12 protein-coding genes are annotated in these 14936 nt (G+C 42.1%); 8 read left to right on the top strand and 4 right to left on the bottom strand.

Annotation, left to right across the window (positions count from 1 at the left end; translation table 11 throughout):
* Positions 1-3 precede the first annotated feature (3 nt).
* The 6 genes from carA to FJ709_RS14855 all read left to right on the top strand — a co-directional run bounded on the left by carA (position 4) and on the right by FJ709_RS14855 (position 6576).
* Positions 4-1161, top strand: a complete 1158-nt coding sequence (carA, locus tag FJ709_RS14880) for a glutamine-hydrolyzing carbamoyl-phosphate synthase small subunit (protein WP_226416006.1) — start codon at positions 4-6, stop codon at positions 1159-1161.
* A gap of 23 nt (positions 1162-1184) precedes the next feature.
* Positions 1185-4406, top strand: coding sequence for a carbamoyl-phosphate synthase large subunit (gene carB, locus FJ709_RS14875; protein WP_226410804.1), 3222 nt, complete (start codon positions 1185-1187; stop codon positions 4404-4406).
* A 209-nt stretch (positions 4407-4615) separates the two neighbouring features.
* A complete protein-coding gene (bfr, locus tag FJ709_RS14870; RefSeq protein ID WP_226410803.1) occupies positions 4616-5086 on the top strand; it encodes a bacterioferritin in 471 nt (156 codons plus the stop codon).
* A gap of 12 nt (positions 5087-5098) precedes the next feature.
* The gene (gene bfr / locus FJ709_RS14865; protein ID WP_226410802.1) at positions 5099-5566 is read left to right on the top strand and encodes a bacterioferritin; all 468 of its coding nucleotides are present in this window, start codon (positions 5099-5101) and stop codon (positions 5564-5566) included.
* Between the two features lie 176 nt (positions 5567-5742).
* Entirely contained in the window at positions 5743-6054 is a 312-nt protein-coding gene (locus FJ709_RS14860; protein WP_226410801.1) for a Fis family transcriptional regulator, read from the top strand.
* Between the two features lie 117 nt (positions 6055-6171).
* Positions 6172-6576, top strand: a complete 405-nt coding sequence (locus tag FJ709_RS14855) for a GFA family protein (RefSeq protein WP_226410800.1) — start codon at positions 6172-6174, stop codon at positions 6574-6576.
* Between the two features lie 56 nt (positions 6577-6632).
* On the opposite strand, the gene FJ709_RS14850 is transcribed toward FJ709_RS14855, so the two are convergent.
* From FJ709_RS14850 to FJ709_RS14840, 3 genes are all read right to left on the bottom strand, one after another.
* Positions 6633-7259, bottom strand: a complete 627-nt coding sequence (locus FJ709_RS14850; protein WP_226410799.1) for an FMN-binding negative transcriptional regulator — start codon at positions 7257-7259, stop codon at positions 6633-6635.
* Positions 7260-7484: 225 nt separating this feature from the next.
* Positions 7485-9035, bottom strand: a complete 1551-nt coding sequence (locus tag FJ709_RS14845) for a glutamate synthase-related protein (protein WP_226410798.1) — start codon at positions 9033-9035, stop codon at positions 7485-7487.
* An 899-nt stretch (positions 9036-9934) separates the two neighbouring features.
* Positions 9935-10108 carry a hypothetical protein gene (locus FJ709_RS14840; RefSeq protein ID WP_226410797.1) on the bottom strand — a complete coding sequence of 58 codons (174 nt, stop codon included), beginning with the start codon at positions 10106-10108 and terminating at the stop codon, positions 9935-9937.
* 451 nt (positions 10109-10559) lie between these two features.
* Here FJ709_RS14840 and dinB point away from each other — a divergent pair, with 451 nt between their 5' ends.
* Positions 10560-11633, top strand: a complete 1074-nt coding sequence (gene dinB / locus FJ709_RS14835) for a DNA polymerase IV (RefSeq protein ID WP_226410796.1) — start codon at positions 10560-10562, stop codon at positions 11631-11633.
* 74 nt (positions 11634-11707) lie between these two features.
* Here the strand turns inward: dinB and FJ709_RS14830 are convergent, their stop codons facing one another.
* The gene (locus FJ709_RS14830; RefSeq protein WP_226410795.1) at positions 11708-13168 is read right to left on the bottom strand and encodes an aminoacyl-histidine dipeptidase; all 1461 of its coding nucleotides are present in this window, start codon (positions 13166-13168) and stop codon (positions 11708-11710) included.
* A gap of 206 nt (positions 13169-13374) precedes the next feature.
* Here FJ709_RS14830 and FJ709_RS14825 point away from each other — a divergent pair, with 206 nt between their 5' ends.
* A complete protein-coding gene (locus FJ709_RS14825; protein WP_226410794.1) occupies positions 13375-14904 on the top strand; it encodes a M17 family metallopeptidase in 1530 nt (509 codons plus the stop codon).
* Positions 14905-14936: the final 32 nt, after the last annotated feature.

The raw sequence follows: 14936 nt of genomic DNA, 5'->3' as shown, positions 1-14936 counted from the left end.
TTTCTGGAGGTCGCGTTGACACAGTCTGCCTTACTCGTACTCGAAGATGGAACCGTATTTTCTGGCACTGCAATTGGTGCATCAGGTATTTCAGTTGGTGAAGTGGTTTTTAACACTTCAATGACCGGATACCAAGAAATATTAACGGATCCATCATATTCACGCCAAATAGTAACTTTAACGTATCCGCATATCGGTAACACCGGTACTAATGACGAAGACACTGAATCGGACTCGGTTCATGCTTGTGGTCTTATCATTCGCGATTTACCGTTAATTGCTAGTAACTTCCGTAACCAACAATCTTTAGGTGATTACCTAAAAGCTAATAATGTTGTTGGCATTGCGGATATCGATACCCGAAAATTAACCCGTATCCTGCGTGAAAAAGGCGCCCAAGCCGGTTGTATTATGGTGGGTGACCTGGACGAAGCAAAAGCGCTTGCACAAGCAAAAGCATTTCCTGGCTTAAAAGGCATGGATTTAGCCAAAGAAGTTACTACTGATAAAGCCTATCAATGGCGAAATGGTAGCTGGAAATTAGAAGGGGGTTTACCTTCTGATACACCAGAGAAAGAATTGAAATACAAAGTTGTTGCCTATGATTACGGTGTAAAACGTAACATTTTACGCATGCTAGTTGACCGTGGTTGTGATGTCACCGTGGTGCCAGCGCAAACCTCCGCTGCCGATGTCTTAGCCATGAACCCTGATGGAGTGTTTCTATCAAACGGTCCAGGCGATCCAGAACCATGTGACTATGCCATTAACGCTATTCAACAAATCTTAACAACAGAAATCCCTGTTTTTGGAATTTGTTTAGGCCATCAATTATTAGCATTAGCCTCAGGCGCTAAAACCTTAAAGATGAAATTTGGTCACCACGGTGCAAACCACCCTGTGAGCAATGTTGAAAAAGGTACTGTGATGATTACCAGTCAAAACCATGGTTTTGCCGCGGATGAAACCACATTGCCAGCCAATATCAAAGTGACCCACAAGTCATTATTTGACGGCTCTTTACAAGGTATCCATTTAACCGACAAGCCTGCGTTTAGCTTCCAGGGTCACCCTGAAGCCAGCCCTGGGCCAACCGATGCTGCGCCTCTGTTCGATCATTTTATCGAGCTTATTGAGCAATATCGTCAGCACGCTAAATAGTTATCTAGGAGAAGAGAAAAGCAATGCCAAAACGTACCGATATAAAAAGTATTCTTATCCTAGGTGCCGGACCAATTGTAATTGGTCAGGCGTGTGAATTCGATTATTCAGGTGCTCAAGCCTGTAAAGCCCTTCGTGAAGAAGGCTACCGCGTCATTCTAGTTAACTCTAACCCAGCAACCATTATGACCGACCCTGATATGGCCGATGCGACTTATATCGAGCCAATTCATTGGGAAGTAGTACGCAACATTATTGCTAAAGAGCGTCCAGATGCCATTCTACCGACTATGGGTGGACAAACGGCTCTGAACTGCGCACTTCAGCTTGAAGCTAAAGGCGTACTGAAAGAATTTAATGTTGAAATGATAGGCGCGACAGCTGACGCAATTGATAAAGCTGAAGATCGTAGCCGTTTTGACAAAGCGATGAAGTCCATTGGTTTAGACTGCCCGCGTGCCGGTATTGCTCATAATATGGATGAAGCGTATGGCGTATTAGATATGGTGGGCTTCCCCTGTATTATTCGTCCATCTTTCACCATGGGTGGCAGCGGCGGTGGTATAGCCTACAACAAAGAAGAGTTTGAAGAGATTTGTTCTCAAGGCTTGGACCTGTCGCCAACTAACGAATTATTGATTGATGAATCATTAATTGGTTGGAAAGAATATGAAATGGAAGTGGTTCGTGACCGCAACGATAACTGTATTATCGTCTGTACTATCGAAAACTTCGATGCGATGGGTGTTCACACCGGTGACTCAATTACCGTAGCTCCGGCACAAACCCTTACCGATAAAGAATACCAATTAATGCGTAACGCTTCGTTAGCGGTATTGCGTGAAATTGGTGTTGAAACCGGTGGTTCAAACGTACAATTTGGTATCTGTCCTAATACTGGCCGTATGGTCATTATTGAGATGAACCCGCGCGTATCGCGCTCATCTGCATTAGCGTCTAAAGCAACGGGTTTCCCGATTGCTAAAATTGCCGCTAAATTGGCTGTAGGTTACACATTAGATGAGCTCAGCAATGATATTACCGGTGGTAAAACACCGGCATCGTTTGAACCTGCTATCGACTATGTTGTCACCAAAATACCGCGCTTTAACTTTGAAAAGTTCGCCGGTGCAAATGATCGTTTAACCACTCAAATGAAGTCTGTTGGTGAAGTTATGGCGATTGGCCGTACTTTCCAAGAGTCATTGCAAAAAGCGTTACGCGGCCTTGAAGTGGGTCGTAACGGTTTTGATTCTGTGGTTGATTTACAATCACCAGATGCGATGCAACGTATTCGTCATGAATTAAAAGAGCCAGGTTGTGACCGTATTTGGTATATAGCCGATGCATTCCGTGCTGGTTTAAGCCGCGATGATATCTTCACTTTGACTAACGTTGACCACTGGTTCCTGGTTCAAATCGAAGATTTGATTGCCCAAGAAGCCAAAGTGGCTGTGCTTGGTATGTCAGGTTTAGAGCAAAACTACTTACGTCAGTTAAAGCGTAAAGGTTTCTCTGATGCACGTTTAGCCGATGTATTAGGTGTTAACGAAAGTGAGATCCGTAAACTACGTCAACGCCATAATATTCACCCGGTATATAAACGTGTAGATACCTGTGCAGCAGAATTTTCAACCGACACAGCTTACATGTACTCAACGTATGAAGAAGAGTGTGAAGCCAACCCATCAAATCGTGACAAAATCATGATTTTGGGTGGCGGTCCAAACCGTATTGGTCAAGGTATTGAGTTTGACTACTGCTGTGTACACGCAGCATTAGCCTTACGTGAAGACGGTTATGAAACCATCATGGTTAACTGTAACCCTGAAACGGTATCAACCGATTACGATACATCTGACCGCTTATACTTTGAACCTGTTACGTTAGAAGACGTGTTAGAAATCGTCCGTATCGAGAAGCCAAAAGGCGTCATCGTACAATACGGTGGTCAAACTCCGCTTAAATTAGCCCGTGAATTAGAAGCCGCTGGGGTGCCTATTATTGGTACTAGCCCAGATGCGATTGACCGTGCTGAAGACCGCGAGCGTTTCCAACAAGCTATTCAACGCTTAAACATGAAGCAGCCACAAAACGCGACAGTCACGACTGTTGAAAGTGCTGTGATTGAAGCGGAAATTATCGGTTATCCGTTAGTTGTTCGTCCATCTTATGTATTGGGTGGTCGTGCGATGGAAATCGTTTACGACAAGCAAGATTTGCTGCGCTACTTCAATGAAGCAGTTAAAGTCTCTAACGCATCACCGGTACTACTTGATCACTTCTTAGATGATGCGATTGAAGTGGATATTGATGCGGTATGTGACGGCGAAACCGTCGTTGTTGGCGCCATTATGGAGCATATTGAACAAGCTGGTGTTCACTCTGGTGACTCAGGCTGTTCATTACCGCCATATAGCTTAAGTGCTGAAATTCAAGCGCAAATGCGTGAGCAAGTATCAAAGCTTGCATTTGAATTAGGTGTTATTGGCTTGATGAACGTACAGTTTGCCGTGAAAGATAACGAAATCTATATGATTGAAGTTAACCCGCGTGCAGCCCGTACCGTTCCTTTTGTGTCAAAAGCAACCGGCGTGCCATTAGCTAAGATAGCTGCACGAGTGATGGCTGGCCAAAGCTTGAAATCGCAAAATTTCACTAAAGAAGTTATCCCACCTTATTTCTCTGTAAAAGAGGTAGTATTACCCTTCAATAAATTCCCAGGCGTAGACCCTTTATTAGGGCCTGAAATGCGTTCTACAGGTGAAGTGATGGGTGTGGGTGAAACCTTCGCAGAAGCATATGCTAAAGCGCAATTAGGTGCGACATCTGAAGTACCTAAATCTGGACGTGCTTTATTATCAGTACGTAACAGTGATAAAAAGCGTGTAGCAGCATTAGCGGCTAAGTTAATTGAACTAGGTTATGAGATTGACGCAACACACGGTACCGCAGTGGTATTGGGTGAAGCGGGAATTAACCCTCGTTTAGTCAACAAGGTACATGAAGGTCGTCCACACATTCTTGACCGTATTAAGAATGATGAATACACCTACATTATCAACACGACTGAAGGTCGCCAGGCGATTGAAGATTCACGTCAAATTCGTCGCGGTGCACTGCGCTACAAAGTGAATTACACTACAACATTGAATGCAGCATTTGCGACTTGCTTAGCACATGCCGCAGATGATCGTACCAATGTAAACTCGATTCAAGAGTTGCATAAGCGTATCACTGGTTAACATACGAGTTGTTTATATTGTAAAGAGCCTTCATTTTGAAGGCTTTTTTTATGCCTGATATTTGTATCTAGTTTACAAACCTTAGTTATAATGATAATGGTTATCAATACTATGTGTATGAATTTAAAGGATAATTTGCAATGCGGCTTGAGGTGTACTATCCTAGCTTAAATTGATCCAGATCAAGTTAAGCTATCAAGGACATCATTATGAAAGGTCATCCAAAAGTCATTAGTCAGTTAAACCGCGTATTAACTTTCGAACTGACCGCCATTAACCAATACTTTTTACATGCGCGTATGTTTAAGCACTGGGGTTTAGAGAAGCTAAACGAAAAAGAATACAAGAAATCAATTCAAGACATGAAACACGCAGACAAGCTTATTGAGCGGGTGTTATTTCTTGAGGGATTACCGAATTTACAGCAACTAGACAAACTGCGTATTGGTGAAGATGCCGAAGAAATGTTGGGCTGTGATAAAGAAGCGGTAACTGAGCAAATTGCTGCATTACGTGATGTGATCAAATTGTGTGAAACAGAACAAGATTACGTTACCCGTGATTTGCTTGAAGATCTGCTTGAAGATGAAGAAGAACATTTAGATTGGATTGAATCTCAGCAAGAACAGATAGTACAAGTCGGTATTCAAAACTATCTTCAATCTCAAATTAAAGATTAATAGGACAATATTATGAAAGGCAATCCAGAAGTTATTGACGCATTAAACAGCTTGTTAACCGGTGAGTTATCAGCAATGGATCAATATTTTGTACATGCTCATATGTATGAAGATTGGGGATTTGACGAATTATATACCCGTATATTACATGAATCAGATGACGAGAAAGCCCATGCAGCTAAACTAGTGCAGCGCATTTTGTTTTTAGAAGGCACGCCAGACGTCGCTAGCCGCGAAGCATTAAACATCGGTAAAGATGTGCAAGAAATGCTAACTAACGACCTACAGTATGAATACAAAGTGGCGGATGATTTACGTAAAGTGATTAAGCTATGTGAAGAGAAAGGTGATTATCAAACCCGTGAGATTTTAGAAGTCTTATTGGATGATACCGAATCTGATCACATGTACTGGTTAGAAAAACAATTACGTTTAATTGAGCGTGTTGGTTTGCAGAATTACCTGCAAACAAAGATGTAATTAATCGACTAAGAACGCGTTAATGTACATTGTTAATTGAGGCGTTTTTTGATTTTAAAGCCCAGTCCCGAAAGGGGGTGGGCTTTTTTATGTTAAATGGTATCAGCGAACTTTGCTACACTGGCTAAATTATTCCACCTTCCAGCTGTTATTTGAATTTTGGGTCACTGTGATATATGCGTAAAACCGATAAAAAAATAGACAATCAAATTCGACAAGTGTTAACCCAGGTGTGTGAAATCGCCCTAAATGAATACAGCGGTTTTGAATGGTTAACCCATATTGTTAATTACAGAGACTTTCCTAAAAGCTTACAGGTTATATGTGTCTTCGATACGCCTTATAACCTCAACCGTTTTATGGCATCACCTGAAAATGATGCTCTCAGTAAACTTATCCAAAAAAAGCTGTTAAGCATTAAGGTGACCATTGATATTCGCCAAGTGTCATATGACAGTGAAGATAACCATAATAAAAAACTGCATTAGTAATGAGTCTTCACAAGCGTTAAATCAGGTTAAATATAACCATTAAGCATGCTATTTTGGGGGCAGACTGATTTTAGTTTGACTGGAAATTTTTATAGAGCAGGGTGAATACTGATTATGTATCAAGGAAAGTGTTTGTGCGGCGAGGTTAACATAACGATAAAGGGCAAAATAAGTGACATTATTCATTGTCACTGCTCTTTATGTCGAAAAAACAGTGGTACTGCCTTCGCTACAAATGGCTTTATTAATGCGGCTGATTTTGACATCTTATCGGGTAGAAATAGTTTAAGCACATTTACATTTAAGCCTGGTCGAAACCGGCACTTTTGCAGTCATTGCGGCTCACCCGTTTACAGTTCAAACGAGCAAGACCCACAGCGTTATAGAATTAGACTCGGTATACTTGATACGGACATCATTGAAAGACCTATTTCGCACAACTTTGTTTCATCCAAAGCAAACTGGGAAGATTTAGACGCCCAGTTACCCAGATACGATGCCTTTGAGCCAAGTCGTTAGGTTGAGCATCTACATCATGCTGTTTAGCTAAAAGTCGCTAGGGAAAATGCTTACTTCTAACCTAGCGCAATATTATTATCGACCATGTACTTCAACAACTGTTGCTCATTTATGCCGGTAGACTTTGACAAGCCTGCAATCACTCCGAGTTGATCAAGTGAGCTTCTATGCTGGCCAAGCTTTTGTTTACCTTGTAGTTCAGTAATCACAATTTTAAACCCGACAATCCCTTTGGCTAACTTATCTTGAAATTGCTTTGGGATAAAACCTTCAGGGCTTTCAGGGGTGGGTGTTAATAAACTCGGTTCATATTTCTGTATTGTTGTTTCTAATATCGCCATTGTGGTTTTATCGTCGGTGAACTCAACCGTGCCTTTAGCATGTACGACACTGTAATTCCAGGTGGGTACAGCAGGGGAGGCGTGATACCAGGTAGGTGAAATATAGGCATGAGGGCCATTGAAAATACACAGTACTGAACTGTCTATAATATCTTTCCAATGTGGATTGCTGTGTGCTAAATGGCCGTAAAGTACCCCATATTCACCCTCAGCTGCTTTCAATACCAGCGGAATATGCGAGGCTTCTAAATTAGATGACATAACAACCGCAAAACCATGTTGTGCTATAAACTGATGCATATCAGTTAAGCTGTTCATCTGCCATTTCTCTGGTACATGCATGTGTTAACTTTCCGTGTAAATAACCTATAACCAATTGATTTATCATCATAGGTATTTAGTAGTAAGATACAACTTATTTCATGCTCAATTTCAGCTTGCTGTGACCTTTATAATAGAAGTAAAAAAGTCGCCTCAAAAAGGACGACTTTATCACTAGGAGCTGACGCGCCAAAATAAAGATAGATCTAGAGGTGGAATGGCAAAAGGAGCTGAACCCACCAACTTTTATCTAACTCCTATCCCAGAGTATTTCACTCCAGCTAGTAGTGCCATTTCTCTATGCCAAGTAGCTAAGTCATTTGGATTGAATTTTTCAAATGAATCGTGGCCACATGCTCTGGCCATTACTGACATTAATTCAGTCGATGCTTCAAAAAAGTTTTTGAGCTGCACGGCCGATTTTTCAATATTTAAGCGTTGGCGTAAGTCTTTTTTCTGGGTAGCAATACCCGCTGGACAGTTATTGGTATTACATATTCTAGCGGCTACACAGCCTATAGCCTGCATAGCACTGTTTGATATAGCAACACCATCAGCGCCTAAGGCTAACGCTTTAACAAAGTCTATTGGAACCCGTAAACCTCCAGTAATAATTAGCGTGACTTTGCCACTAACTCCCTGCTCATCGAGATACTTTCGAGCACGAGCAAGTGCAGGAATAGTTGGTACGCTAATGTGGTCTCTAAACATTTCAGGAGCTGCGCCTGTACCACCACCTCGACCATCCAAAATAATGTAATCTGCACTTGCATCTAATGCGAATTGAATATCTTCTTCGATATGATTAGCACTGAGTTTAAATCCAATGGGAATGCCACCAGTAACTTCACGGACACGATCTGCAAAAATTTTAAAGTCTGCAGCCGTATGTAAATCTTTAAACGTTGGTGGAGAAATGGCTGGAGTACCTTCCCCAATGCCGCGAACTTCAGAAATTCTACCTATATTTTTGTTACCGGGTAAATGGCCACCTGTTCCTGTTTTTGCGCCTTGCCCGCCTTTAAAATGGAACGCCTGAACATTTTTGAGTTTTGACTCGTCATACCCAAACCCCGCACTTGCCAGCTCGTAAAAATATTTTGAGTTCGCGGCCTGCTCTTCAGGTAACATCCCACCTTCTCCTGAGCAAATACCTGTTCCCGCAAGTTCGGCTCCTGTTGCTAAAGCAATTTTTGCTTCTTCAGATAGAGCCCCAAAACTCATATCAGATACAAACAGTGGGATATTGAGCTTAAGCGGCCTTTTGGCCATAGGACCTATGACTAGTTCAGTATTTACAGCCACATTTTCCATAAGCGGTTTGTTTGCCATCTGTGCAACCATGATCTGTAGATCATCCCAGTGTGGTAGTTGATAACGTGGCACCCCCATGGATGTCATGGGACCATGATGTCCCATCTTCGATAAACCTTCTCGTGCCAATTGATGAATAAATTCTACAGTGGGCTCTTCCTTGGTTGCGATAACGTTAGGAATATTACTTACATTAGTCACTTGAATTTGAACCCCCGGTCCTTCTTTGCCAACCTGCTCTTTATCAAATTGTTTATGACTGCCATCACAAAAAGGGCTATTGGTGGTATGTTTACATTGGCATAAATAGGCATCTCCGCTTTCTTGGGCGGTAAAGGGTTTGGGTGTAAAGTCAGTTCCGGCATGAGAGCCGTCGCAAAAAGGCTGGTTATTGGAACGCCCACAGGCACAGAAATAATATTCTTCCCCCTTATTAAGACTCACTTTTTTGGGTGCTATAGCTGCAATTATAGGGTTAGTCATTGTTGCTTCCTTTTACTAGTTGTTGTTTATATCTAGTTGATTCTAATTTTACTTATCAAGGGTTGTTTTCTTTAACGTGCGGTCTCACTAAAAAAAATGATGATTCATGTTCGATAAACCAATGTTTGTAATAGATAAAACATTAGCTAGCTGAAAAATAGTGTTGTAAGTCTGGGGATCCACTTTGCTACCGAAGTATATTCTTGTGCCATATTCTTAATAGTCATCAGCTCTAATTCCTTTAACGAGAACAAGGTAATTATTAAAGGATCCCTACATGGCTTATAGACTCTTATCTCGTGTTCATCTGATTATTGTTGGGTGGGCATTTTGTTCTTTAAGCATGATGATGACAGCAATACGATAAAGCTCATTATGTTCGATGTTTTCATATAACCACTTACAGCTATAAACCATTTTAATGAGATAAACTTCAGTGCTATTCCGCGCATTTTCAGCCATGACTTCTCAGCTATCAAAAGAAATATTGTTGCCCTTAACGCTAGGCAAACTCGCAGGAAAGCCCTTTTTCAGATATAACCCTGTTAACCAAATCCAATAAAACGACCAAAGTTTGCTATAAGTTGTTGATGATTTTATATCCGTATCAAAACGTAATTCAGGTCTTCAAGAGCTTGACAAGCAGTAACAGCATGTAAGGTCGTCAGTGCCGGTTCAGCTAGATATAAACGAATAGCCATTTGTGAAATTTCAACTATTTTATTTATTAGGTTTTGCTCATTAGTCACAAAACCATGACTAAAGGTTAGTTGATGAATAGTGCTGTCGCCGCAGAGCTGCTCAAATATATGTAAACTACCGCTAGGGGTTGAAAGCCCAACGTTACCTTACGGATGTGCTTATTTATATCAACCCACATTGATGAAGCCTTAATATTTTTACAAGGCAGGCTCAAGGGTATCTGACAGTAAAGGCTCTGCAGTATCAGACAATGAAAGCTCAGGGTAATTATGGTAACGAATAGCAGAATAAGCTAAAGCATTAGCAATTAATTTATTGTCACCATGGATAACTGCGAAACTGAGTTGTATTAGAGGATAAAATAAGCCCATAGGTAAGCCCAGTTTTATCTGTTTAAGTGCCTCTGTGACTAATTTTGTGCCCCAGACATGACTATTTTTTGGATAAACACTCGGCGAATTTCTAGTAATCGACAGGTTTGCCCCAAGTAGTCTTTGCAGTCGGCCACCATTATTTATACATGACGCTAAACTCTCAAATTAAGTGAAATTTTTTAGTGCGTATATAATGCAGGCTGTTTGGCGCGTGGCATATACTAGATTTTGATTTGTTAATTATTTAAGTATTGGATAGAACAGTGAGCTAAGTTTGAGGAAAAAGTTTGCGTTAGTGGGTGCTAGATTGCCATTAAGTACCTTATATTCTCCTTCATTGGCCTTAATATAAGTGGAATATGTGATGTTTCTAAGTTAGTAGATATATTGAATACTGTTTTTATATACAGTATCATGAGTTATCTTCCCAATACCGATGGCGTAAGTAATGCGCAAAATTATTCATGTTGACATGGACTGCTATTTTGCCGCCGTTGAGATGCGTGATTTTCCTGAATTGCGCGATAAAGCTATTGCTGTGGGTGGACGTAGTGATCGCCGTGGCGTCATCAGTACCTGTAACTATGCTGCACGTAAGTTTGGTGTGCGCTCAGCTATGTCGAGCTATCAAGCGTTAAAGCTGTGCCCTCATTTAGTCTTGGTGCCAGGGCGGATGCAGGTTTATAAAGATGTTTCACAACAAATAAGGCAGATATTTAACCGCTACAGTGATGTGATTGAGCCACTGTCATTAGATGAGGCCTTCCTCGATGTCAGTGACTGTCAGCAATACCACGGCAGCGCGACCTTAATTGCCCAGGCTATTCGCCGAGATATCGAGTTAGAAACCGGATTAACAGCATCAGCGGGCGTCGCGCCGATTAAGTTTTTAGCCAAAATTGCCTCAGATTTAAATAAACCTAATGGTCAATATGTGATTACCCCCGATGAAATTCCTGAATTTGTACGCACCCTACCGTTAAAGAAAATTCCGGGCGTTGGCAAAGTCACAGCGCAAAAATTGTCGGTATTAGGGTTAGAAACCTGTGCCGATGTGCAGCTGTATCCTAAGGCAAAGTTACTGGAAAGTTTTGGTAAGTTTGGCGCAGTGTTAATTGAACGATCAAATGGCATCGATCCAAGGCCTATCAGCAATAACCGAGTGCGTAAATCTGTGGGCGTTGAAACAACATTAGCCCAGGATATTTTTACCTTAGCTCAATGCCACCAAGTATTACCGCAACTTATTCAAGAGCTTGATAGTCGGGTGAGCCGCAGCGCAAAAGATCGATTAATCAATAAGCAAGTGGTGAAGATCAAATTCAACGATTTTAAACAAACCACCATCGAGCAACGCAGCGATGAAATATCGGTAAAGCTGTTTTATGAATTGTTACAACAAGCACTGACCAGAAGTAATGAACGGGGTATTAGATTAATTGGGGTGAGTGTTGGGTTGGCGGAAACAGGTGAAAAAAAACTGCAAACTGAGTCGGTTGCCCAACTCGATTTACAGTTTTAAGTTTCCATGCTGAATGGCTTAAAGCCTTAAAGCCTTAAAGCCTTGCCTTACATCGCATTAAGCCTAGCCTTACATTAAGCTTTAGCTGGAATACGTTCTAATACGGCTAATAATAACTGCCAGTATTGGCCTACGGTTTCAATGTTAACCATTTCATCCGGACTGTGCGGATAACGAATGGTGGGGCCAATAGATACCATGTCCATAGTTGGGTAGGGCTCTTTAAATAAACCACACTCAAGACCTGCATGGATAACCATAATGGTTGGGTCTTTTTGGTAAATGTCATTGTAGGTGTCACGCACAATGGCCATAACCGGTGAGCTGTTATCCGGCTTCCAACCAGGGTAAGCGCCGCTAAACTCAATACTGGCTCCGGCAAGATTGGTCAGTGCATTTAACATGCCTTGCACTTCATCACGGCCTGAGTCGATAAGCGAGCGAATTAAACATAAAATTTCAATGCTTTCTTGTTCAGTGCTAATGACACCCACATTTAATGAGGTTTCAGTTACACCAGCTACTTCATCACTCATACGTATTACCCCATTCGGGCAGGCATGTAGTAAGTCAATTAAGCTGTTTTGCGCATCTTCGCCCATGACTTTACTTGGTGCATCAATGGCTTCTAAGGTTAACAACATGCTTGGGTCGGCAATCGCTAACTCTTCACGTACCACAGCCTGAAATGCGCTAATAGCCGTTTTTAACCCATCAACATTTTCAGCAGGTAACATAAAGCTGATATTCGCTTCACGCGGAATCGCATTACGTAATGAACCACCGGTAAAATCAACGAGTTCTAGGGCTAATTCATCACTGTATTTAAACAAAAAACGAGCCAGTAGTTTATTGGCATTACCACGACCAAGATGAATATTTACCCCAGAGTGACCGCCTTTAATGCCTGACAAGGTCAGCTTAAACGATTGATTGCTCAGCTCAGGTGCTTGCCATGAAAGTGGCACAGATATCTGGGCGTCAACACCGCCAGCACAACCCATGTAAATCTCACCTTCTTGTTCAGAGTCGGTGTTGATCAAAATCTCAGCGTCTAAATAACCGGCTTCTAAACCAAACGCGCCAGTCATGCCGGCTTCTTCATCAATGGTCAATAAGACTTCAAGTGGACCATGTTTAATGTCATCACTACCTAACACGGCTAAAGCCGAAGCCATGCCAATGCCATTATCTGAACCTAATGTTGTACCTTTTGCTTTAACCCATTCACCATCAACATAGGCTTCGATAGGATCTTTTTCAAAGTCATGCACTTTGTCGGCATTTTTTTGTGGCACCATATCGATATGAGCTTGTAAGACAACAATTTTGCGATCTTCCATACCGGGAGTAGCAGGTTTACGAATAATGAGATTACCCACTTTATCTTCAACCACGCTAAGGCCTTTGCCTTTTGCCCATTGTTGAATGTGGCTTGATAGCGCTTGTTCATGCTTAGAAGGGTGGGGAATAGCACAAATTTGTTCGAACCATTGCCAAAGAGGTTGTGGATATAATTGATTTAATGCAGTCACGAAACGTCCTCAATCAGGATAAAATATGCCATTATTCTAACATAGGCTGTTCAATTGCCATTGTGACTGCGTGGTTTTTCTTTGCAGTAGGCAGGTTATTGTGTAAATAAAAATTCACTCTAGAATAACCGTTAACGCTATCACTAAAAATCAATCAGACCGTTCACACACCAAGAATAATCGACAATAAAGCATAAGGAAAAATCATGTTTCAAGTGCCAGTAGTAGATGTAAATAACGATCAAGCCATTTTTGAAGGCGAAGGTTTTGATGCCGTCATCGTCGTCACTGCTGATTTAACTCAGCTTGCTCAGCAAGAGATTAGCTTATTGGCTGAACATGCTAAGCAGATTGACCACCGCGTAGGCAAGCAAGCCACATTACTGTTTGCCCCTGGCTTAGCTGGTGGCAGACTGATTATTGCCCCAGTAACGGGTGATGATGACTATGCCGATGTGCGCATTTTTGCCAAAGCCGCAAAAGAGGGGATCAATATTGCCAAAGATGCAGGCGCAACTAAACCTTTATTAATAGTAACATCGTCTCAAGACCCTCGTTTTAGTTTTGCCACTGAAGTGGCTGCACTGGCTTGCGGTCAAGCATTGTGGCAACCACTCGAAACCCGTGAAGCAAACTCACTTACGCCAGCGTTAACCGCTATTGGCTTAATGGCTTGCTCACCTAAAAGTGAACTGTTAAATGCGTTAGAAGCGGGAAGGGTATTAGCGCGTGATTTATGCGGTACTGAACCTGAGCGCATGAGTGCGATTAACTTTGCTGATTACTGTGTGGCGTCTTTTAAAGACAGCGGCCTGGATGTTACCGTGGTTGATAATAAAGCGACCTTAATAAAAGATTACCCCTTGTTAAGCGCAGTGGGGCGCAGCTCATTTGATGTTGCGCGCCATCATCCACGGGTGGTGAAAGTGGCTTACACCGGTGAAGGTGAAATTACTCGGACCTTATTATTTGCGGGTAAAGGTGTGGTATATGACACTGGCGGAGCTGACATTAAAATTGCTGGTGGCATGGCGGGTATGAGCCGTGATAAAGGCGGCGCAGCAGCCGTTGCGGGGTTAATGAAAACCCTATCAATATTAAAGCCTAAGGGCGTTAAGGTTATCGCCGAGCTGGGTTTAGTGCGTAATAGTATCGGCAGTGAAGCGTTTGTTACTGATGAGATTATTACTAGCCATGCAGGTGTTCGAGTCCGTATTGGTAATACGGACGCCGAAGGGCGGCTGGTATTAGCTGATTTGCTGTCGCATTTACGCATTCAAGCTACGCAATCGGTTGCGCCATCATTATATTCGGTAGCGACCTTAACCGGTCATGTGGTGCGCGCCTATGGTAGTTATACTGCCTTAGTTGAAAATGCGGTGGCTAAACAGCAAGGCGTAGCAGCAACATTGCAACACATTGGTCAGCAATGGGCTGAACCATTTGAGGTGTCATACTTACGCCCTGAAGATTTTGATAAGGTTGCAGATAAAAATGGTGCGGCAGATGTGATATCGTCCAACAATGGCCCGTCATCAGTGACTGCGCGTGGACATCAATACCCAGCAGCATTTTTATTGAAAGCCTCAGGACTCGATAGCCACCATTTAAAAAGCAGCCAACCGTTAAGCTATACCCATATTGATATTGCCGGCAGCGCGACTGAAGGTGATCCCTTATACGGCAAGCCAACAGCACAACCTTTGGTTGCTTTATTACAGTTTACCATTGGGTAGGTTTATAGTATTTTTGTTGTTATTTAATAATG

Origin of the sequence: Shewanella glacialimarina (assembly GCF_020511155.1) — a bacterium.
Lineage (GTDB): Bacteria > Pseudomonadota > Gammaproteobacteria > Enterobacterales > Shewanellaceae > Shewanella > Shewanella glacialimarina.
The sequence above is the reverse complement of the archived record's forward strand: the minus strand, read 5'-3'. Positions and strand labels throughout refer to the sequence as shown.